Raw genomic sequence first — 21360 nt, 5'->3', positions numbered from 1 at the left:
AACAGGCATTCCATCCGGCCGTCCACCAGCGAGATCATGGCATCTACCCCGCAGGACGGAGAAGACGGTGGAACACACGACGGCGGTCCGCCCGGCCACCCCGGAGCAGCGGGCGGCCCGGGCGGAGCGCAACGGAGGCGAGCCGACGCTTGAGTTCGCCGAGCGCGTGCCCTACGACGCGTACGTGCACGCCAGCACGCTGCACCGGCTCCAGCAGCCGCTCAGCGACGACCCGGGCGAGATGTCCTTCCTGATGGTCAGCCAGATCATGGAGCTGTACTTCAAGCTGACCTGCCACGAGCTGCGGCACGCCCAGCGTGAGCTGCGGGCCGACCGGGTCTGGGAGGCGCTGCCGCCGCTGCGCCGGGCCGCGCTGCACCTGGAGGGGCTCAACGCCGCCTGGCAGGGGCTGCGGTGGATGACCCCGGCCGACTTCAACCGGTTCCGCGACCGCCTCGGCGAGGGGTCCGGCTTCCAGTCCGCGATGTACCGGCACCTGGAGTTCCTGCTCGGCCTGCGCGACCCGGCGCTGATCCGCCCGTTCCGCCGGCAGACCGACGTGTACGCGGAGCTGACCGCCGCGATGGCCACGCCGAGCCTCTGGGACGACGTGGTCGCGCTGCTCGCCCGGCGCGGCTTCGACGTGCCGGCCGAACTGCTGGAGCGGGACGTGACGGCCGAGCACGAGTCCCATCCGGGCGTGGAGGCGGCCTGGGTGCGCGTCTACGGCGACAGCGGGCCGGACAACCACCTGCGGATGCTCGGCGACGCGCTGACCGAGGTGGCCGAGCAGTTCGGCGACTGGCGGTGGAACCACGTCAAGGCGGTGCAGCGCGCCATGGGCGCGAAGGTCGGCAGCGGCGGGTCGGCCGGGCTGGCATGGTTGCAGCGCAGCATGGCCCGGGTGGTCTTCCCGGAGCTGTGGTCCGCCCGTACCGCGATGTGAGGCGAAAGAGCAGGCGATGAGGATCCCCGAGAACGAAGCCCACCGGCTCGACGCCGCCGACCCCGGCCACCGGCACCTGTTCCACGTGCCGGCCGCCGACGGCGGGCGTTACCCCGAGGCGGCCTATCTGGCCGGCAACTCGCTGGGCCTGCAACCCCGGGCCACCCGGGACGAACTCGTCGCCGACCTGGACGCCTGGCGCCGGCTGGGCGTCGAGGGGCACCTGGAGGCGGACCGGCCCTGGCTGCCGTACCACGAGCTGTTGTCGGCCCCGGCCGCGCGACTCGTCGGCGCGTCACCCGCGGAGACCGTGGTGATGAACTCCCTCACGGTCAACCTGCACCTGCTGATGGTCAGCTTCTACCGCCCGGCCGGGGACCGCACCCGGATCGTCATCGAGGACAGCGCGTTTCCCTCGGACAGCTACGCGGTGCGCAGCCAGGCCCGCTTCCACGGCCTGGACCCGGACGTCACGGTGGTGCGGCTGAAGCCCCGCCCGGGCGAGGACACCCTGCGCACGTCCGACGTCACCGCCTTCCTGGCGGCCGAGGGGCACACGGTCGCGCTGCTGCTGCTGGGCGGCGTCAACTACCTGACCGGCGAGCTGATGGACATCCCGGCGATCACCGCCGCCGGGCGGGCCGCCGGCGCGGTCGTCGGATGGGACCTGGCGCACGCGGCCGGCAACGTGCCGCTGGCGCTGCACGACTGGGACGTCGACTTCGCCGCCTGGTGCTCCTACAAGTACCTGAACTCCGGCCCGGGCGCGCTCGGCGGCGTCTTCGTCCACGAGCGCCACCTCGGCGATCCGTCGCTGCCCCGCTTCGAGGGCTGGTGGAGCACCGAGGCGGCCACCCGGTTCGAGATGACGCCGGTGTCCCGCCCGCCGGCCACCGTGGAGGCGTGGCAGATCTCCAACCCGCCGATCTTCGCGATGGGGCCGGTGCGCACCTCGCTGGAGCTGTTCGACTCCGTCGGCATGCCGGCGCTGCGGGAACGCAGCCTGCGACTCACCGGCTGGCTGGAACGGCTGCTCGACGACGTGACCCCGGGTCGGCCGCTGACCGTGGTGACGCCCCGCGACCCGGCCCGCCGCGGCTGCCAGCTCTCCGTCCGGATCGGCGCGGGCAGCGCGAACGAGCTGACCAAACGGCTGCGGCACGAGCACGGCGTCATCGCGGACGCCCGGGAGCCGGACGTGGTCCGGTTCGCCCCGGTGCCGCTCTACTCGACGTACCACGACTGCTGGCGGGTGGCCGAGGCACTGGCCGCGACGGTTGCGAAGGAGGAGTCGTGACGGAACGCGACGAGATCGCGGTGGTCGGCGCCGGACTGGCCGGCTGCCTGTTGGCCTGCTTCCTGGCCCGGCGGGGCTACCCGGTCGCCCTCTACGAGCGGCGTCCCGACCCGCGCGGCGGCGCCGCCGAACGGGGCCGCTCGATCAACCTGGCCCTCTCCGAGCGCGGCCTGGACGCGCTGCGCCGGATCGGCCTGGACGAGCAGGTGATGACGGACGCGCTGCCGATGCGCGGCCGGATGATCCACCCGGTGGCCGGTGAGCCGCAGTTCCAGTCGTACAGCGTCTCCGGCGACCGGGCGATCAACTCGATCAGCCGGGGCGCGCTCAACAACGCGCTGCTCGACGCCGCCGCCGCGCTGCCGGGCGTGCGGATCGCGTTCGACCACCGGCTCGTCGGCCTCGACCCGGTCGGCGGCGAGATGACGTTCGAGACCCCGCAGGGCAAGACCAGCGCCACCGCGTCGGTCGTCCTGGGCGCCGACGGCGCCGGCTCCGCGGTGCGCGGGCAACTGCTGGCGTACGGGGGGTTGAGCGAGAGCCTGGACTTCCTCGACTACGGCTACAAGGAGCTGACCATCCCGCCGATCGGTGGGGAGTTCGCCCTCGACCCGGGCGCGCTGCACATCTGGCCGCGCGGCACCTCCATGATGATCGCGCTGCCGAACCCGGACCGCTCCTTCACCTGCACGCTCTTCTGGCCCACCCACGGCACCCGCAGCTTCGCGTCACTGAGCAGCCCGGCCGCGATCGAGCGGTTCTTCGCCGCCCACTACCCGGACCTGGTGCCGCTCGCCCCGAACCTGGTCGACGACTACCGGCACAACCCGGTCGGCGTGCTCGGCACGGTGCGCTGCACGCCGTGGCAGGTGGCCGGCACGGTCGGACTGATCGGCGACGCCGCGCACGCCATCGTGCCGTTCTACGGCCAGGGCGCGAACTGCGCCTTCGAGGACGTGGTCGAACTGGACCGCTGCCTCGACGAGTGCGACGACGAGTGGGCCGCCGCGTTGCCGCTGTTCGAGCGCCGCCGCCAGGACGACGCCGAGGCGATCGCCCGGATGGCGCTCGCCAACTTCGTGGAGATGCGGGACAAGGTCGCCTCCCCGGTGTTCCGGGCCCGCAAGACCGTCGAGCACGCGCTGGAACGCGCGTTGCCCGGCCGCTACGTCTCCCAGTACGAGCTGGTCTCGTTCTCCACCACCCCGTACGCGCAGGTCCGTCGCCGGGTCCGCCGGCAGTACGCGGCGGTCGGCGCGGTCGCGGCCGGCGCGGCGGCGCTGCTGGCCGCCGGCGTGGGCGCGGCCCTGGGGCGGCGGCGGTGACGCTCTGGGACCCCCGGCTGATGACCGGGCACGCGCCGGACGGCCCCGGCCTGCTGCGCAACTTCGTCGACGGCGCGTTCGTCGACACCGGCACCCGGTTCACCAAGCGCAGCCCGGTCACCGGCGAACCGGTCTTCGAGGTGGTCGAGGCGTCGTCCGCGGTGGTCGACGACGCCGTCGCCGCCGGCCGGGCGGCGCTGCGCGGCCCGTGGGGCCGGATGGGGGAGCGGGACCGCGCCGAGGTGCTGCGCCGGGTCGCCGACGAGTTGGAACGGCGCTTCGACGACCTGGTCGCCGCCGAGGTGGCGGACACCGGCAAGGCCATCTCGCAGGCCCGCACGCTCGACATCCCGCGCGGCGCGGCCAACTTCCGGGCGTTCGCCGAGATCGTGGCGACCGCGCCGACCGAGTCGTTCACCACGGTCACCCCGACCGGCGGCCGGGCGCTCAACTACGCGGTCCGCAAGCCGGTCGGCGTGGTCGCGGTGATCGTGCCGTGGAACCTGCCGCTGCTGCTGCTCACCTGGAAGGTCGCCCCGGCCCTGGCCTGCGGCAACGCGGTGGTGGTCAAGCCCAGCGAGGAAACCCCGGCGTCGGCCACGCTGCTGGCCGAGGTGATGGCCGCCGCCGGCGTGCCGGACGGCGTGTTCAACCTGGTGCACGGCTTCGGCCCCGACTCGGCCGGCGAGCACCTGACCCGGCACCCGGGGGTGGACGCGATCACGTTCACCGGCGAGTCCACCACCGGCAGCGCGATCATGCGGGCCGCCGCCGACGGGGTGAAGGCGGTCAGCTTCGAGCTGGGCGGCAAGAACGCCGGCCTGGTCTTCGCCGACGCCGACCTGGACGCGGCGGTCGCCGGCTCGGTCCGCTCCAGCTTCACCAACGGCGGCCAGGTCTGCCTCTGCACCGAGCGGATCTACGTGCAGCGGCCGGTCTTCGAGGAGTTCACCGCCCGGCTGGCCAAGCGCGCGGACGAACTGGCGTACGGCTGGCCGTCCGACGAGGCGACGGTGAACATGCCGCTGATCTCGCACGGGCACCGGGACAAGGTGCTCGGCCACTACGCGCTGGCCCACATCGAGGGCGCCGAGGTCCGCGCCGGGGGCGGCACGCCGCGCTTCGGCGACGGCCGCGACGGCGGCGCGTACGTGCAGCCGACCGTGCTCACCGGGCTGGGGCCGGACGCCCGGACCAACCGCGAGGAGATCTTCGGCCCGGTGGTGCACGTCGCGCCGTTCGACAGCGAGGACGAGGCGTACGCGCTCGCCAACGGCACCGACTACGGGCTGGCCGCGACCGTGTGGACCCGGGACGTGGGCCGGGCGCACCGGGCCGGGATGCGGCTGGACGCCGGCATCGTCTGGGTCAACACCTGGTTCCTGCGTGACCTGCGCACCCCGTTCGGCGGGGTGAAGGCGTCGGGCGTCGGACGCGAGGGCGGCGTGCACTCGCTCGACTTCTACTCGGAGCTGACGAACGTCTGCGTTGACCTGGCATGAGAGGAGCCGGCATGACCGTGGACATCGAGGCCGCCAACCGGGAACTGGCCGTGGCCCGGCAGGAGGGGAAACCCTGCCCGCCGTTGCGCGGCCGGCTGCTGCCGGAGGGCGACGTCGAGGCCGCGTACCAGGCGCAGCAGGTCTACACCCGGCAGCGCCTGGGCAAGGGGCACCGCCGGGTCGGCGCGAAGATCGGCCTGACGTCCCGGGCGGTGCAGGAGAGCTTCGGGGTCTTCCAGCCCGACTTCGGGGTGCTCTTCGACGACATGGCCGTCGGCGACGGCGAGGAGGTGCCGATCGGTCGGCTGCTCCAGCCCCGGGTGGAGGCGGAGATCGCCTTCGTGCTCGGGGCCGACCTGCCGGACGAGCGGGTCACCACGGTGGACCTGATCCGCGCCGTGGACCACGTGCTGCCGGCCATCGAGATCGTCGACTCGCGGGTCGCCGACTGGGACATCTCCATCGTGGACACCGTGGCGGACAACGCCTCGAGCGGGTTGTTCGTGCTCGGCACCGCGCCCCGCCGGCTCGCCGACGTGGACCTGCGGCTGTGCGGGATGGTGCTGGAGCACGCCGGGGAGCCGGTCTCGGTCGGCGCGGGCGCGGCCTGCCTCGGCAACCCGCTGCACGCGCTGCGGTGGCTGGCCGAGACCATGGCCCGCGCCGGCGACCCGCTGCGGACCGGGGACGTGGTGCTCTCCGGCGCGCTCGGCCCGATGGTGCCGGTCACCCCGGGCGCCGGGTACGAGGCGCGGATCTCCGGGCTCGGCTCGGTGCGTACCTGCTTCTCGAAGGAGACCTCATGACTGTCGGCGTGGCGGTGCTCGGGTCGGGCAACATCGGCACCGACCTGATGATCAAGGTGTTGCGGCTCAGCGACACCCTGAAGATGGTGGCGATGGCCGGCATCGACCCGGCCTCCGACGGCCTGGCCCGGGCCCGCCGGCTCGGCGTGACCACCACCGCCGAGGGCGTCGACGGCCTCGTGGCGCTGCCCGAGTTCGCCCACGTCCAGCTCGTCTTCGACGCCACCTCGGCCGGCGCGCACAGGCGTCACGACGAGGTGCTGCGCGCGCACGGCCGCACCGTGGTCGACCTGACGCCGGCCGCGCTCGGCCCGTACGTGGTGCCGCCGGTCAACCTCGACGAGCACCTGGCCGAGCCGAACGTCAACATGGTCACCTGCGGTGGGCAGGCCACCGTGCCGATCGTGCACGCGGTCGGCCGGGTCACCCCGGTCGCGTACGGGGAGATCGTCGCCTCGATCGCCTCGAAGTCGGCCGGTCCGGGCACCCGGGCCAACATCGACGAGTTCACCGAGACCACCGCGCGGGCCATCGAGGTGGTCGGCGGCGCCGGGCGCGGCAAGGCCATCATCGTGCTGAACCCGGCCGACCCGCCGCTGCTGATGCGCGACACCGTCTACTGCCTCTGCCCGGACGCCGACGCCGACCGGGCGGCGATCGCCGCGTCGGTGGCCGACATGGTGAAGACCGTGCAGGAGTACGTCCCCGGCTACCGGCTCAAGCAGGACGTGCAGTTCGACCCGGTGGACACGTACGCGCCGGTGCTCGGCCGGCACTTCCGCGGCCTTCAGGTGTCGGTGTTCCTGGAGGTCTCCGGCGCCGGGCACTACCTGCCCGCGTACGCCGGGAACCTGGACATCATGACGTCGGCCGCCCTGCGCACCGCCGAGCGGCTGGTGGCCCTGCGCGCCAAGGGGGTGCCGGCATGACCGACCTCTACATCCAGGACGTGACGCTGCGCGACGGCATGCACGCCATCGCCCACCGCTACACCACCGACCAGGTGCGTACCATCGCCGCCGCGCTGGACGCGGCCGGGGTGGCCGCGATCGAGGTGGCGCACGGCGACGGGCTGGCCGGCTCCAGCGTCAACTACGGCCACGGGGCCGCCGCCGACGCGGACTGGATCTCCGCCGCCGCCGAGGTGCTGACGAACGCGCGGCTGACCACGCTGTTGCTACCCGGCATCGGCACCATCGCCGACCTGAAGGCGGCGAAGGCGCTCGGGGTGACGAGCGTGCGGATCGCCACCCACTGCACCGAGGCGGACATCTCCGCCCAGCACATCGCCTGGGCCCGGGAGAACGACATGGACGTCTCCGGGTTCCTGATGATGTCCCACCTGAACGATCCGGCCGGGCTGGCCGCCCAGGCCAGGCTGATGGAGTCGTACGGCGCGCACTGCGTCTACGTCACCGACTCCGGCGGCCGGCTGCTGATGTCCGACGTGGCGCAGCGGGTCGACGCGTACCGGCAGGTGTTGGCGCCGGAGACGCAGATCGGCATCCACGCGCACCACAACCTGTCCCTGGGCGTGGCGAACAGCGTGCTGGCGGTCGAGCACGGCCGGATCCTCGGCGCCGGCCCGCTCGGTTCTCCGTCCGGACGGACCGTCCGGGTGGATGCGTCGCTGGCCGGCATGGGCGCCGGCGCGGGCAACGCGCCGCTGGAGGTCTTCGTCGCGGTCGCCGAGCTGCACGGCTGGAAGCACGGCTGCGACGTGTTCGCGCTGATGGACGCCGCCGACGACCTGGTCCGCCCGGTGCAGGACCGGCCGGTGCAGGTCGACCGGGAGACGCTCTCCCTGGGGTACGCGGGCGTCTACTCCAGCTTCCTGCGCCACGCCGAGCGGGCGTCGGCGAAGTACGGGGTGGACGTCCGCTCGATCCTGGTCGAGTTGGGTCGCCGCCGGATGGTCGGCGGCCAGGAGGACATGATCGTGGACGTGGCACTGGACCTGGCGAGCAAGGAGAGCACCTCATGAGCGGGCCGGACGTCGCGGGGATCGCGGAGAAGCTGGGCGCGGCGGCCGACACCGCCACCGCGATCCCGCAGCTCGCCGCCGAGACCGGCCTCGACGTGGACGCCGCGTACGCGGTGCAGGAGGCGCTTGTGCGGCGCCGCCTCGACCGGGGTGAGCGGCTGGTCGGGCTGAAGATGGGGCTGACCAGCAAGGCCAAGATGGCTCAGGTCGGCGTGGACGAGGTGATCTGGGGTCGGCTGACCGACCGGATGCGGGTGCCCGACGGCGGCACGGTCGACGTGGGTGACTTCATCCACCCCCGGGTCGAGCCGGAGGTGGCGTTCCTGCTGGACCGGCTGCCCGAACCCGGTGAGCCGGTCGGCTCGTTCACCCGGGCCGTGCGCGCGGTCGCCCCGGCGATCGAGTTGATCGACTCCCGGTACGCCAACTTCACCTTCTCGCTGCCGGACGTGGTCGCCGACAACACCTCGGCCGCCGCGTTCGTGGTCGGCCCCTGGTCGCCGGTGCCGGACGGGTTGGACAATCTGGGGGTGCTGCTGGAGGTCGACGGGCGGGTGGCGCAGGTCGGCTCGACCGCCGCCATCCTCGGCGACCCGCGCCGCGCGCTCGACGAGGGCCTGCGGCTGGCCGGCCGGCACGGCGTCCGGCTGCGCAAGGGCTGGGTGTTCCTGGCCGGCGCGGCCACCGCCGCGGTGCCGCTGCGCCCCGGCGCGCACGTCCGCGCGGTCGTGGAGAAGCTCGGCACGGCGTCCCTGAGGGCCCGCCCATGACCAGCTGGGTGGTGGCGGGCAAGGCCGTGCCGCGCGGGGCGTTCCCGCACGTCAAGGTCGCGGGCGGGTTCGTCTTCGTCTCCGGTACGTCGTCGCGCCGGCCGGACAACACGTTCGCCGGCGTGTCGGTGGACGAGTTCGGCACCACCGACCTCGACATCCGGGCGCAGACCCGGGCCGTGATCGACAATCTCCGCGACCTGCTCCGCTCGGTCGGCGCCGAGCTGACCGACCTGGTGCAGGTGACCAGCTACCTGGTCAGCATGAACGACTTCGGTGGCTACAACGAGGTCTGGGCGGAGTTCTTCGACGCCACCGGTCCGACCCGGACCACGGTGGCCGTGCACCAGCTTCCGCATCCGCACCTGCTGATCGAGATGCAGGCCGTGGCCCTACTTCCGTCGGGAGGTCCGTCATGAGTGAGATCGCCGAGCCGTTCAGCTTCGCCGGCTGGATCGGGGACAACCAGCACCTGCTCAAGCCACCGGTGGGCAACAAGGAGATGCTGCCCGGCAGCGACGACTTCATCGTCATGGTGGTGGGCGGGCCGAACCAGCGCACCGACTTCCACGTCGACCCGTACGAGGAGTTCTTCTTCCAGGTCAAGGGCAACATGCACATCAACCTGATGACGCCCGAGGGCCCGCGTACGGTGCACGTGCGCGAGGGGCAGATGTGGATGCTGCCGCGCAACACCCCGCACTCGCCGCAGCGCCCGGAGGCCGGCTCGATCGGCATGGTGATCGAGCGGGTCCGCGAGGAGGGCACGCTGGAGAAGTTCCAGTGGTACTGCGCCGAGTGCAGCCACCAGGTGTACGAGGTGGAGTTGCAGGTGCGCGACATCGCCGCCGACCTGCCCCCGGTCTTCGCCGCGTTCTACGGCGACGAGACCGCCCGCACCTGCGACAACTGCGGCGCGCTGCACCCGGGCAAGGGCTGATGCCGGTGCCGGTGGTGGACGTGCACACCCACGTCGTACCGAAGGGGTGGCCGGATCTCGCCGCGGCCTGCGGCGGGTCCGGCTGGCCGTGGCTGCGGGTGGACTCCGAGCGCGCCGCCATGATCATGGTGGGGGAGACCGAGTTCCGGCCGGTCGGCGCGTCCTGCTGGGACGCGCCCACCCGGCTCGCCGACATGGCCGCCGACGGCGTCGACGTGCAGGTGGTCTCGCCCACCCCGGTCTTCTTCGGCTACGACCGCCCGGCCGACCAGGCGGCCAAGGTGTCCCGGATCTTCAACGACCTCACCCTTGAGGTCACCGTGGCCGGCGACGGCCGGCTGGTGCCGTTCTGCCAGGTGCCGCTCCAGGATCCGGACGCCGCCTGCGCCGAGCTGGACCGCTGCCTCGCCGCCGGGCACGCCGGCGTGGAGATCGGCAACCACGTCGGCGACCGGGACCTCGACGACGCCGGCGTCGTGCAGTTCCTGACCCACTGCGCCGAGGTCGGCGCGCCGGTCTTCGTGCACCCGTGGGACATGCCCGGCGGCCCCCGGCTGAACCGGTGGATGGCCCGCTGGCTGGCCGGGATGCCGGCCGAGACGCACCTGTCGGTGCTGGCGCTGATCCTCGGCGGGGTGTTCGACCGGGTGCCGGAGACGCTGCGGATCTGCTTCGCCCACGGCGGCGGTAGCTTCCCGTTCTGGCTGGGCCGCGCCGACAACGCCTGGCACCGCCGGGGCGACCTGGTACGCGGCGCGTCGGCCGCGCCACCCAGCTCCTACGTCGACCGGTTCAGCGTCGACTCGGTGGTGTTCGAGCCGGCCGCGCTGCGGCTGCTGGTGGACACCATGGGCGCCGAGCGGGTGCTGCTCGGCAGCGACTACCCGTACCCGCTGGGGGAGCGGCCGGTCGGGCAGGTGGTGCACCGTTCGGACTTCCTCACCGACGCCCAGCGGACCGCGCTGCTCGGCGGCAACGCCCTGCGCTTCCTCGGCTCGGGCGTGCTCGCCGAGCGGAGCGAGGCGATCCGGGAGCTGCTGTCGATCGATCGGGACTGGACCGGCATCGTCGACGACGACAAGGTGGCGCCGGCCTGACGCGACGGGCGCGTCCGTCGCCGATCCGGCGACGGACGAACCCGAAACTTCCGCGTGGGCGGGTCAGGAGTGCGGGCAGGTGTCCCGGTACTCCTGGATGGCGCTGCCCCGGGGTGCCGGGCAGAGGAACTGCTCGTAGCGGGTGTCGTCGTCGACGAACCGCTTGAGCCAGGAGATGCTGTACTTCGCGATGGTCACGTTCGGCGAGGTCGGCGCCGAGTGGCCGGCGGCGTTCAACTCCAGGTACGCCTTGTCGAGGCTGGCCGGCAGGCTGGTGTAGAACGGCTCCGAGTGCGACGAGACCGGGGCCGTGGTGTCGTTCTCGGCACCGATGACAAGCGTCGGCACGCGCACCGACGACCAGTTCTTCACGGTGTGCCAGCCGGTCAGCGGGATCGCCGCCTGGAGGCTCGGCCGGGCGGCTGCCGCCGAGAGGCTGCCGCCGCCGCCCATCGAGTGTCCCATCACGGCGAGCCGGTTCCGGTCCACCCGGGTACGCACCGAGCTGCTGTTGGCCAGGTAGTCCACGGCGGCCAGGAGTTGGGTGCCCCGGCTGGCCGGCTGGTCGTAGACGGAGAGCGTGTCGATGGTGATGACCACGAAGCCCTGGGAGGCCAGGCGCGGTCCGAGCCAGGCGACCGCGGACTGGCTGGAGGTGAAGCCGGGGGAGACGGCCACCGCGCCGAAGGTCCCCTCGGCGGTGCTGGTCGGGTAGTAGATCGTCCCGCCCCGGAAGCCGCTCACGCTCGACGCGGCGACAGTGGTCTGGGCGATGGCGAACGGGCCGCGGGTGGCCTCGATGCTCGCCACCGTCGGCGCGGGGCCCCGCTGGTAGGGGTTCGCGGCAAGTGCCGTGGCGGGCGCGCCGTCGCGGGCGCCGGCCGGCGCCACGGGCAGCGCGGCGAGCCCGGCGGCGGTCAGCGCCAGCGCGAGCAGCGGGCGCAGGGCGTGCGGTAGGCGGCGGCGCGTCGGCCGGGTCGGGGGTGGGGTGCTCTGCGGGTCGGGTACGGGTTGCACGGCACGCTCCCTGGGGTGGTGGTTGCGGCGACATCAATCGGGGTCGATCGATTTGTCAATCGTCCGTGCCCCCGCGCCGGCCGGGCAATCCCGATCCGGTCATGCCAGCCGGGTATGGCCGGGCCGCCGCCGGCCGGACGTGTCGTCCGGCCGACCGACCGCCGAACGGGCAGGATGGTGGCCATGGCCGAGCCGCACGACCTGACCGCGCTGGAACAGGCCGCCGCCATCCGTCGAGGCGAACTGTCCAGCCTGGAACTCGTCGAGCACCACCTGCGCCGGGTCGACGCGCTCGGCGACACCGTCGGCGCGTTCGTCACCGTCACCGCCGACCGGGCCCGGGCCGCCGCGCGGGCCGCCGACGCCGTCCCCGCCCCGGAGCGCGGGCCGCTGCACGGGGTGCCGACCGCGATCAAGGACCTGACGCTCACCGCCGGGGTGCGGACCACGTTCGGCTCGGCCGCCTTCGCCGACTTCGTCCCGCCCGTCGACGCCGACGTGGTGCGCTTCCTGGCCGACGCCGGGCTGGTCAGCCTCGGCAAGACCACCACCTCCGAGCTGGGCTGCTCGCTCTACTCCGAAGGGCGGGTCGCGCCGCCGGCCCGCAACCCGTGGGACCCGGCGTACACCGCCGGCGGGTCCAGCGGCGGCGCGGCGGCCACGGTGGCCGCCGGCCTGGCCCCGGTGGCGCAGGGCTCCGACGGCGGCGGTTCGCTGCGCATCCCGGCCGCGCTCTGCGGCCTGGTCGGCCACAAACCCAGCCGGGGGCTGGTCTCCGGCGGCCCGCTCGGCTTCGGCGCGTTCGGGCTGCCCACCAACGGGCCGCTCGGCCGCACCGTCGCCGACGTGGCGGCGCTGCTCGACGTGCTGGCGCAGCCGGTGCCCGGCGAGCCGTACCTGCCGCCCGCCACACCCGCCGGCGGCCACCTCGGCGCCGCCCGCCGCGCCGACCCCGGCCGGCTGCGGATCGGCCGCTTCACCACCCCGATGCTCGCCGACGAGCCGGTCCACCCCGACTGCGTCGCCGCCGTCGACCGGGCCGCCGCGCTGCTCGCCGACGCCGGCCACGAGGTGGTCGACGTCCCCGCACCGCTCGGCCCCGAGGTGTGGCCGATGTTCGAAACCGTCTGGTACGCGCTGGCGCTCGCCCCGGTGCCCGCCGGCCGGGAGGGCGAACTGCTGCCACTGACCCGCCTCCTGCGCGAGCGCGGAGCGGCGATCGGCGCCGGCCGGCTGATGGCCGCGCTCGGCGAGCTACAGGCCCAGGTACGCCGCGGCGTACGCCGTACCGCCGGCTGTGACCTGCTGCTCTGCCCCACGCTCGCGGCGCCGCAGGCGCGGGTCGGCGCGTTCGCCGCGCTCGACCCGGCGGAGGATTTCGACAGGCAGCGGCGCTTCTCGCCGTACTGCGCCGTCTTCAACGTCACCGGCGATCCGTCCGTTTCGCTGCCGGTCGGCCGGACCGCCGAGGGCCTGCCGGTCGGGGTGCTGCTCACCGGCCGGTACGGCGACGACGCCACATTGATCGCCACAGCCGCGCAACTGGAGCACCGCTGTGGCGGATGGGATCAGCACCCCGCAATCTGGCGGGCCGTCGACTCCGCTAACGTGAACAGCACAAGCGAGGTCGGGCACGGCCCGTCGTGACCGTCCATCCGACCCGGAACATTCCTGGTCTCTTTCCGCCTGGGGGCGTTGGGATTGTCTGTTACCGAGACGTTGGTGTTCTTCGCCGGCATCCCGCTCGCCGCGGTGCTGCTGATCGCCGGCCTGGCGGCGGCCGGCAGCCGTGGCCACGGTGGCGGCGCCAAGCGCTACCGGCCGGGCCGGCCCTTCGACTTCACTCCGGTGTGGTTCCTGGGCCGCCCGGAGCAGTTGGCCGACTCGGCCGGCGCCGCGCTGACCGCCGGCGCCCAGGCGCCGGCGCTGACGAGCCGCAAGCAGGAGCAGGCCGGCCGGGAGGCGCCGGCCGGTGGAACCGGAGGCGCAAGTGACCGTTGGTGAAGCGCGGCCCACGACGGGGGCGGACACTCCGCCCGACGTGCTGGACGGGCCGTTCTCGACCCGGCAACTGCTCCGCATCGACGAGGCGCTCCGCCTGGCCGACCAGGGCACCGGCCTGATCTTCTCGATCTACGTGGGCGGCCTCGACGAGCCGGTCCGGGAGCACGCCGAGCGGCTGCACCGGCAGCTCGCCGAGCCGGACAAGTCGGTGCTGATCGCGATCTCACCCAACCAGCGGCAGTTGGAGATCGTCACCGGCAAGTACGCGCGCAAGCGCATCCCCGACACGTACGCCAAACTGGCCGCGCTCTCCATGGTGGCCGCCTTCGGCGGCGGCGACCTGGCCGGCGGCGTCATCCAGGGCCTCGACCAGCTCGCCAGCCACGCCGGCAAGGGCTGATCACCGGGCCGCACACCGACGAAGCCCGGCCCGCGTACGTGCGGGCCGGGCTTTCTCGCGCGCTCAGCGGGGCCAGGCGGACGGATCGAGCCGCATCGGCCATGGCTCGTCGAGCTGCACCGGATCGTCCGGCCCGAGAGTCCCGACCAGGTCGTAGTGCACGCCCTTCACCAAGTGGTAGCGGTAAACGACCGGGCCGAAGTCCCCCTGCTCGACCCGCCAGTAGTGCGAGATGCCAGCCTCGGCGTAGAGCGCGGGTTTGGTAAAACGATCATGCCGCCGGCTGTTGGGCGACTCCACCTCGACAACCAGCGCAACGTTCGTCGGTTCTGCCCACATCTGTTTCCGAGGTGCATCCGGCTTGAGTACGGTGATGTCCGGAATCAAGTTGCCCTCCGGCACTCGTACTCCGATCTCGCGAATCACCCGCCAACCCTCCGGGGCAACCTGTCGCAAGGCCATCCGGATATCGTCCGCGATCTCGTGGTGCTCCGGCAGGGCCGGTGGGGTCACGTGCAGGCTCCCGTCGATGATCTCGTAGTGGTTTCCGTCCTCCGGAAGGTCGGACAGATCGTCTTCCTGCCACGGCCGCTCCGGTGGGCGCCACTCGTGGGTCGGTTGTGCCATCACGTCCACCTCCTCCGTACACGATAAGCGGCCGGGGCCGGCGCGGGCCTGCGCCCACGCCGGCCCCGGCCGGCGTACCCCCGATCAGGCGCTGCGGGCGTCCCGCTCGCGGGCCTTCAGCGCGCGGACCACGCCGTCGCGGCCCTCGGCCACCAGACGGCGCAGCGACGCCGGCCGGCCGTCCCGGGCCAGCCACCCGTCAGTGGCCGCGACCGTGTCCTCGTCGACCAGGTACGACGGGTAGGCGAGCTGCACGAACTCCTGCGCCGGCTCGCTGTCCCGCTGCGCCCAGACCTGATCCACCGCGTCGAAGTAACGCTCCCGGTAGGGCGCGGTCAGCTCCACCTGCGCCGGGTGGGTCAAGCCCTGCAACAGCGCCCGGTTGCGCCAGTTGGGCAGCGCCTCCGGGCCGGTGAGCTGTGCCCACACCGCCGCCTTGTTCGCCTCGGTCGGCACCAGCGCGTACGCGTACGCGGCCTCCCGCTCGCCGCTCGCGGTGCGGTCGTTGGCCAGCTCGGCGTCCACCTCGGCGGCCCCGGCCGCGCCGTTGGCGACGAGCGACTGCAACACGGTCCAGCGCAGCTCGGTGTCGACGGTCAACCCGCCCGGCACCCCGCTGCCGTCCAGCCAGCCGCGCAACGTCGCCAGGTCCTCGCTGGAACGGGCCGACGAGGCGTACGCCCGGGCCCAGGCGAGCTGGAACCCGCTGCCCGGCTCGGCCGCGGCGAGCGCCGTCCGCGCGGTACGGGCCACGTCGGCCCAGCCGGTCGGCGCCCACGCCGGGTCGGCGTAGAAGGTGAGCGCGGTGGTCGCCTGCCGCAACGTGGCGGTCACCAGGTTGATGTCGGTCTCGGCGGTCAGTCCGGCCAACACCAGCGCCACGTAGTCGCGCGCCGACAGCTCGGCGTCGCGGGTCATGTCCCAGGCGGCCGTCCAGCACAACGCCCGGGCCAGCGACGAGTCGAAGCCGGCGATGTGCTGCACCACCGTCGACATGGACCGCTCGTCCAGCCGCAGCTTGGTGTAGGTGAGATCCTCGTCGTTGAGCAGCAGCACGTCCGCGGCGGGCTTGCCGTGCAGCGCGGACAACTCGGTCAGCTCGCCGGTCACGTCCACCTCGACCAGTTCCCGGCGGACCAGCCGGCCGTCGGTCAGGTCGTAGAGGCCCACGCCGATCCGGTGGGTGCGCAGCGTCGGGTGCCCGGCCGGCGCCTCCTGCCGGACCACCACCCGCTCGTACGCGCCGTCCGCGTCGACGGTCACCTCCGGGCGCAGCGTGTTGACCTGCGCGGTCTCCAACCACTGGGCGGCGAACTTGCGCAGCTCCCGGCCGGAGGCCGCCTCCAGCTCGGAGAGCAGGTCGTCGAAGGTGGCGTTGCCCCAGGCGTGCTTGCCGAAGTAGGCCCGCAGACCGGCCACGAACGGCTCCTCGCCCACGTACGCGACGAGCTGCTTGAGCACGCTGGCGCCCTTGGCGTACGTGATGCCGTCGAAGTTGACCTCGACGGCCTCCAGGTCCGGCATCTCACAGTAGACCGGGTGCGTGGAGGAGAGCTGGTCCTGCCGGTAACCCCAGTTCTTCCGGATGGACAGGAACGTCGTCCAGGCGTCGGTGAAGCGGGTGGCGTGCGTGTTGCACCAGTGGCTGGCCCACTCGGCGAACGACTCGTTCAACCACAGGTCGTTCCACCAACGCATGGTGACCAGGTCACCGAACCACATGTGCGCCAGCTCGTGCAGGATCGTGTTGGCGCGCTGCTCGTACTCGAAGTCGGTGACCTGCGAACGGAAGATGTAGTGCGACTCGGCGTGCGTGACGCAGCCGAAGTTCTCCATCGCGCCGGCGTTGAAGTCCGGCACCCAGAGCTGGTCGTACTTGGGCAGCGGGTAGCGCACGCCGAACTTCTCCTGGAAGAAGTCGAAGCCCTGCGTGGTGATCAGGTGCAGCTCGTCCGCGTCCATGTGGGGCGCCATGCTGGCCCGGCAGAAGTAGCCCATGTCGATGCCGTCGTGGGTGTGCCGCACCTCGTGGTACGGCCCAGCGCAGAGCGCGGTGATGTAGGTGCTCATCCGCTCCGACACGGCGAAGTGCAGCGTCTTCAGGCCCTCACCGGCGGCCTCCTCACGGGCCACCGGCATGTTCGACACGACCTTCCAGTGGTCGGCGACGGTGGCGTGCCAGGTGTAGACGCTCTTCAGGTCCGGCTGGTCGAAGCAGGCGAAGACCCGCTGCGCGTCGGCGGTCTCGAACTGGCTGTAGAGGTAGGTCTCGCCGTCCACCGGGTCGACAGTGCGATGCAGGCCCTGCCCGCTGTTCGAGTAGCCGAAGTCGGCGTCGACCACGAGGACGTTCTCGGCCGCGAGACCGGTAAGCGTGAGGCCCTTCTCGGCGGACCAGCCGGACAGGTCGACCGCCTCGCCGTTGAGCGTGGCCGCACGCACCGAGTCGGCCGCCGCCTCGATGAAGGTGGTCGCTCCCGGCTCGGCGCAGCGGAACCGGACCTCGGTCACCGAACGGAACGTGCGACCGGTGGGCTGCACCGCGGTCGACAGGTCAAGGCTGATGTCGTACCCGGTCACCTCGAGCAGGCGGGCCCGCTCGGTCGCCTCGACCTGGGTCAGGTTGCGCACTCCCGGCACTGTTCGTCTCCATCCCACTCGTCTCGCCGCGCCCCGCGGCACCGGTCTCTGCCGGGTCCGCTCGTGACGGCCCGCCGAGAACCGAGTCTTCCATGCACGCACCGCATTCGGTGGTCGAGGTCACGCTCTCATTCCGCTACCGGTCGATGCGGCGCGGGGTGAGGATCGGAAGGTGAAGGCGTCGGAGTTCCGGCGCCGTGCAGGCGTCGGGGTTCCGGCGCGGAAAAGACGTGAAGGGACGACACCGTGACCGAACGTGTCACCGCGGACATGTGGTTCGACCCGCTGTGTCCGTGGGCGTGGATCACCTCCCGCTGGCTGCTCGAGGTCGAGCAGGTCCGGGACGTGGACATCCGCTACCACGTGATGAGCCTGGCCGTGCTCAACGAGGGCCGGGACCTGCCGGAGGAATACCAGGAACTGATGCGCAAGGGCTGGGGCCCGGTGCGGGTGTGCGTCGCCGTCGAGCAGGCGCACGGCGCCGAGACGCTGGCGAAGCTCTACACCGCGATGGGCACCCGGATCCACCTCGGCAAGGAGGAGTTGGGCCGGGACATGCTGGTGGGCGCGCTCACCGACGTCGGGCTCGACCCGGCGCTCGCCGACGCCGCCGAGTCGACGGAGTACGACGACGCGCTGCGGGCCAGCCACGAGGCCGGCATGCGCCCGGTCGGCACCGAGGTGGGCACCCCCGTGGTCCACGCTCCAGGTCCGGACGGCAGCGGGACCGTCGCCTTCTTCGGCCCGGTGATCACCCCGGCGCCGAAGGGCGAGGCGGCCGGCCGCCTGTGGGACGGCGTCCTCCTGGTCTCCGCCACGCCCGGCTTCTACGAGCTCAAGCGCACCCGCACCCAGCCCCCCATCTTCGACTGAGGTGTAAGGAGGGGCCCCCGCTTAACGCCTCCGGTATAGGAGGGGGCCCCGCTTAACACCACACCCCCGCTCAAGGCGCCGCGCCGCGCGCCGAGCCCCGTGCCGCCCGTCACCGGGCCGGTGCGGGGCTCGTTTCACCGGGTGTTCCAGCCGGCGGCCCGACCGTGGCCGCGCCACGGCAGCTCCGGGAGGCGTACTCATGGGTAAGCACCGCCGTCTGTCCGACGACGCGCCGCCGTCGGCGGCCGAGGACTCCGGTGCGACGTACTGGTCGGTGGCCGAGGGTGGCTGGCCCTCCGGCGCGCCCGAGCTGGCCGACCTGCTGGCCCCGCCGATCGTGGTCGGCGTGGCCCGGGTGGCGGCCACCTCCCGGGTGCACCCGGCCGCCGTCGGGGCGACGACGGTACGCCTCCACGCCGGCTCCCGCGCGACCGTGCCGGCCCGCCGCTCGCCCGCCGTCGGCCGGCACCGCAACGTCACCGCATGAGTCGCCCGATTGTTAAGCGGGGCCCCCTCCTCTACCGGAGGCGTTAAGCGGGGCCCCCGCCTTTCACTCAGTGAGAGGAGGTGAGTCCGGCGGCGAGGGCGGGGCGGGCGCGGGTAGCGTCAGCGGGCATGACGGTCGTGCATCCGATCGCCCGGGCCTGGATCACCACTGGCGGCACCGGCGCGCAGAACTACGACGAGTTCGCCGACGACGCGGAGATCACCGCCATCGTCGAGGCGAACCCGCACAGTGCCCTCGGCATCGAGATGCCCCACCGGGCGCCGGGCAGCCTCGGCAGTTCGTTCCTCGAGGCGCTCCCGGACGCGGTGGACCGCCTCACCGAGGCGAAGGCGGACGGCAGCTACACCCCGGCCGAGCAGGTCGTGGTGCTCTACCGGATCAGCGCGCCGGGCGAGGAGAGCGCGTACGGGCTGTGGGCGATGGTCGACACCGACCAGATCTCCACCCGCGCCGACGAGCCCGGCCTGGTGATCCGCAACGAGGACGTGTTCATCGCCAAGGTGCGGGAGCGCGTCGCGTTGGCCGAGGCGCTCGGTCACCTGCTCTCGCCCGTACTCCTGCTCCAGACCGGGCGCGGCGACGAGCTGCACGCGGCGCTCGCGGCGGCCACCGAGGCGGCCGGCGCTCCCGCCGCGACCGACCTGGACCAGTCCGGCCGTACCCACGCGATCTGGCTGGTCGGCCCGGGCCCGGCGCAGGACGAGCTGACCGCGTTGGCCGGCGGCGGCGAGCTGGTGGTCGCGGACGGCAACCACCGCAGCCTGGCCGCGCAGACCGGCGGTTTCCCGCGCTTCCTCTCGGTGATCACCACGCCTGCGTCGGTCGCCATCCAGCCCTACAACCGGCTGGTCAGCGAGCTGACCACCACCCCGGACGAGCTGCTCGACCGGCTCCGCGCCGCGGGCGCCGAGGTCACCCCGGCCGCCGGCCCGGTCGAGGTCCCGGCCACCGGCGGCACCGTGCACCTCCACCTCGCCAGCGGTGGGTACGCGGTGACGCTGCCGCACACCGGCGACGACCGGTTGGAGAACCTCGACCACGCGCTCGTCGAGCGGTTGCTGCTGCGTGAGGCGTTGGGCCTCGACCCGGGCGACAAGCGGATCACGTACGTGGGCGGCGACTACCCGGCGAGCTGGCTCACCGGCGAGGTCGACGCCGGCCGGGCCGAGCTGGCCGTGCTGGTGGCGCCCGTGACCGTGGACGACTTCGTCGCGGTCAACCTGGCCCGGGAGAAGATGCCGCGTAAGAGCACCTGGTTCACCCCGAAGGCACGGGCCGGCCTGGTGGTGGCCGAGATCCCCCGTTGATCGGCGTGTGACGAATCCGCCTCCGGGCCGCTGCCCGGGCACCGGCTCGGAGGCGGGCCTGTCAGACTGCGCGGTATGCGCGTCTACCTGGGATCCGACCACGCCGGTTTCGAGCTGAAGGTGCACCTGGCCAATCACCTGGCCAAACAGGGCTACGAGGTGGTGGACGTGGGTCCGCGCACCTTCGACCCGGACGACGACTACCCGGCGTTCTGCCTGCACACCGGCGATCGGGTGGTCGGCGATCCGGGCAGCCTCGGCGTGGTGATCGGCGGTTCCGGCAACGGCGAGCAGATCGCCGCGAACAAGGTGGCGGGGGTGCGTGCGGCGCTCGCCTGGAACGTCGACACCGCGCAGCTCTCCCGGGAGCACAACGACGCCAACGTCATCGCGATCGGGGCGCGGCAGCACACGCTCGACGAGGCCACCGCCCTGGTCGAGGCGTTCCTGACCACCGCGTTCTCCGGCAACCCCCGGCACAGTCGGCGGATCGCCCAGGTGGCCGACTACGAGAAGAGCCGCCGGCTGCCCGAGTTGCCCGCCTGACGGGTCGCGTCCGGGGCGGCGCGTCGGTCAGCGTCCGCCGCGTGGGAGTTCTTCGCGGGGCACCCAGTTGCGGCGGACCAGCACCACTCGCTGTTCCGCCTCGGCGAGGTCGTCCTCGCTGGGGCGGGCGGCGTCCCGGGCCCGCATCGCGGCGGTCACGCTCACCTGCGACGATCCCGAGCCGACGAGGCCACGCAGTCCGCGTTCGCCCTCGTCGGCGGACGGTGCGCCACGTCGGCCCCGGTGCTCCGGCTCCGACTCGGCGCGTCGAGCGAAGCGTGGTGCCCTGACGCCGTCATCCGATGGCTCGGGCTCGCCGCGTCGGACGCCGCGCCCGGGGCGGGGCGCGACGTCGTCGTGCACCGCGGCCGTGCTCGCGCTCATCTCCCCGGCGTTCACGCCGGCGTCGGGGGGACCGCTCATGTTCCGGGCGCTGGTGTCGGGGGGGCCGCTCGTCCGGGCGCTGGCGCTGGTGTCGGGGGGACCGCTCATCTCCCCGGCGCTGACGCTGGCGTCGGCGGGACCGCTCGCCTCGCCGTGATGCCGCAGCCGCCGTCGCCGTCGCTCTGCCTCACCCACCCCCCGACCGTACCGCCCCCACCGTCCACTTTCCCGCCCCCGCCCGTCCATCCCGCGCCGGTTCTCGCCGGTCGATCATGAGGTGGGTTGGGATAATCCAGACGAGGTGCCACAACTCCTAGATCGCCGCGTGCAGGCCGAGATCTTGGAGGGAAACGGCCCCTGGAGGGGCGCTTAGCTTCCAAGATCTCT

22 protein-coding genes are annotated in these 21360 nt (G+C 73.0%); 18 read left to right on the top strand and 4 right to left on the bottom strand.

The window, feature by feature from the left end; translation table 11 throughout:
- Positions 1-67: 67 nt before the first annotated feature.
- From O7613_RS19185 to O7613_RS19135, 11 genes are read left to right on the top strand one after another with little or no spacing between them, the layout of a single operon-like run.
- Positions 68-946: a tryptophan 2,3-dioxygenase family protein gene (locus O7613_RS19185; protein ID WP_281587047.1), complete on the top strand. Its 879-nt coding sequence runs from the start codon at positions 68-70 to the stop codon at positions 944-946.
- 16 nt (positions 947-962) lie between these two features.
- Positions 963-2243, top strand: coding sequence for a kynureninase (gene kynU, locus O7613_RS19180; RefSeq protein WP_281587048.1), 1281 nt, complete (start codon positions 963-965; stop codon positions 2241-2243).
- Entirely contained in the window at positions 2240-3568 is a 1329-nt protein-coding gene (locus O7613_RS19175; RefSeq protein ID WP_281587049.1) for an NAD(P)/FAD-dependent oxidoreductase, read from the top strand. Before kynU ends, O7613_RS19175 begins: the two co-directional genes overlap by 4 nt.
- A gap of 20 nt (positions 3569-3588) precedes the next feature.
- Complete coding sequence (locus O7613_RS19170) at positions 3589-5070, top strand: 2-hydroxymuconic semialdehyde dehydrogenase (protein WP_281590123.1); 1482 nt, start codon at positions 3589-3591, stop codon at positions 5068-5070.
- Between the two features lie 11 nt (positions 5071-5081).
- Positions 5082-5876: a fumarylacetoacetate hydrolase family protein gene (locus O7613_RS19165; protein WP_281587050.1), complete on the top strand. Its 795-nt coding sequence runs from the start codon at positions 5082-5084 to the stop codon at positions 5874-5876.
- A complete protein-coding gene (locus O7613_RS19160) occupies positions 5873-6805 on the top strand; it encodes an acetaldehyde dehydrogenase (acetylating) (protein ID WP_282289493.1) in 933 nt (310 codons plus the stop codon). Before O7613_RS19165 ends, O7613_RS19160 begins: the two co-directional genes overlap by 4 nt.
- Positions 6802-7860, top strand: coding sequence for a 4-hydroxy-2-oxovalerate aldolase (gene dmpG / locus O7613_RS19155; protein ID WP_281587052.1), 1059 nt, complete (start codon positions 6802-6804; stop codon positions 7858-7860). Before O7613_RS19160 ends, dmpG begins: the two co-directional genes overlap by 4 nt.
- A complete protein-coding gene (locus O7613_RS19150) occupies positions 7857-8630 on the top strand; it encodes a fumarylacetoacetate hydrolase family protein (RefSeq protein ID WP_282289492.1) in 774 nt (257 codons plus the stop codon). Before dmpG ends, O7613_RS19150 begins: the two co-directional genes overlap by 4 nt.
- Positions 8627-9049, top strand: a complete 423-nt coding sequence (locus O7613_RS19145) for a RidA family protein (protein WP_282289491.1) — start codon at positions 8627-8629, stop codon at positions 9047-9049. Before O7613_RS19150 ends, O7613_RS19145 begins: the two co-directional genes overlap by 4 nt.
- Complete coding sequence (locus tag O7613_RS19140; protein WP_282289490.1) at positions 9046-9570, top strand: 3-hydroxyanthranilate 3,4-dioxygenase; 525 nt, start codon at positions 9046-9048, stop codon at positions 9568-9570. The genes O7613_RS19145 and O7613_RS19140 overlap by 4 nt, the downstream gene beginning before the upstream one ends.
- A complete protein-coding gene (locus tag O7613_RS19135; RefSeq protein ID WP_282289489.1) occupies positions 9570-10667 on the top strand; it encodes an amidohydrolase family protein in 1098 nt (365 codons plus the stop codon). Before O7613_RS19140 ends, O7613_RS19135 begins: the two co-directional genes overlap by 1 nt.
- Before the next feature lie 63 nt (positions 10668-10730).
- Here the strand turns inward: O7613_RS19135 and O7613_RS19130 are convergent, their stop codons facing one another.
- Positions 10731-11684 (bottom strand): dienelactone hydrolase family protein, encoded by a 954-nt coding sequence (locus O7613_RS19130; protein WP_282289488.1) that lies wholly within the window; start codon positions 11682-11684, stop codon positions 10731-10733.
- A 183-nt stretch (positions 11685-11867) separates the two neighbouring features.
- Here O7613_RS19130 and O7613_RS19125 point away from each other — a divergent pair, with 183 nt between their 5' ends.
- From O7613_RS19125 to O7613_RS19115, 3 genes are all read left to right on the top strand, one after another.
- Positions 11868-13331, top strand: coding sequence for an amidase (locus tag O7613_RS19125; RefSeq protein WP_281587058.1), 1464 nt, complete (start codon positions 11868-11870; stop codon positions 13329-13331).
- A gap of 72 nt (positions 13332-13403) precedes the next feature.
- Entirely contained in the window at positions 13404-13688 is a 285-nt protein-coding gene (locus O7613_RS19120) for a hypothetical protein (RefSeq protein ID WP_281590124.1), read from the top strand.
- Positions 13675-14088: a DUF5130 family protein gene (locus tag O7613_RS19115; RefSeq protein ID WP_281587059.1), complete on the top strand. Its 414-nt coding sequence runs from the start codon at positions 13675-13677 to the stop codon at positions 14086-14088. The genes O7613_RS19120 and O7613_RS19115 overlap by 14 nt, the downstream gene beginning before the upstream one ends.
- A 63-nt stretch (positions 14089-14151) precedes the next feature.
- Here O7613_RS19115 and O7613_RS19110 read toward each other — a convergent pair whose 3' ends face one another.
- On the bottom strand, positions 14152-14715 hold the full coding sequence (locus O7613_RS19110) for a Uma2 family endonuclease (RefSeq protein WP_281587060.1): 564 nt from the start codon (positions 14713-14715) through the stop codon (positions 14152-14154).
- Between the two features lie 84 nt (positions 14716-14799).
- Positions 14800-17346 carry an aminopeptidase N gene (gene pepN / locus O7613_RS19105; protein ID WP_281587061.1) on the bottom strand — a complete coding sequence of 849 codons (2547 nt, stop codon included), beginning with the start codon at positions 17344-17346 and terminating at the stop codon, positions 14800-14802.
- 255 nt (positions 17347-17601) lie between these two features.
- Here pepN and O7613_RS19100 point away from each other — a divergent pair, with 255 nt between their 5' ends.
- The 4 genes from O7613_RS19100 (at position 17602) to O7613_RS19085 (ending at position 20589) form a co-directional block, all read left to right on the top strand.
- A complete protein-coding gene (locus O7613_RS19100; protein WP_281587062.1) occupies positions 17602-18228 on the top strand; it encodes a DsbA family protein in 627 nt (208 codons plus the stop codon).
- A 199-nt stretch (positions 18229-18427) separates the two neighbouring features.
- Entirely contained in the window at positions 18428-18715 is a 288-nt protein-coding gene (locus O7613_RS19095) for a hypothetical protein (RefSeq protein ID WP_282289487.1), read from the top strand.
- Positions 18716-18843: 128 nt separating this feature from the next.
- Entirely contained in the window at positions 18844-20043 is a 1200-nt protein-coding gene (locus O7613_RS19090) for a DUF1015 family protein (protein ID WP_281587064.1), read from the top strand.
- 75 nt (positions 20044-20118) lie between these two features.
- Positions 20119-20589: a ribose-5-phosphate isomerase gene (locus O7613_RS19085; RefSeq protein ID WP_281587065.1), complete on the top strand. Its 471-nt coding sequence runs from the start codon at positions 20119-20121 to the stop codon at positions 20587-20589.
- Positions 20590-20616: 27 nt separating this feature from the next.
- Here O7613_RS19085 and O7613_RS30810 read toward each other — a convergent pair whose 3' ends face one another.
- Entirely contained in the window at positions 20617-20952 is a 336-nt protein-coding gene (locus tag O7613_RS30810; RefSeq protein WP_348775420.1) for a hypothetical protein, read from the bottom strand.
- Between the last annotated feature and the right edge of the window lie 408 nt (positions 20953-21360).

It is taken from the genome of Micromonospora sp. WMMD975 (assembly GCF_029581215.1).
In the GTDB taxonomy this organism is placed as follows: Bacteria; Actinomycetota; Actinomycetes; order Mycobacteriales; family Micromonosporaceae; genus Micromonospora.
The sequence above is the reverse complement of the archived record's forward strand: the minus strand, read 5'-3'. Positions and strand labels throughout refer to the sequence as shown.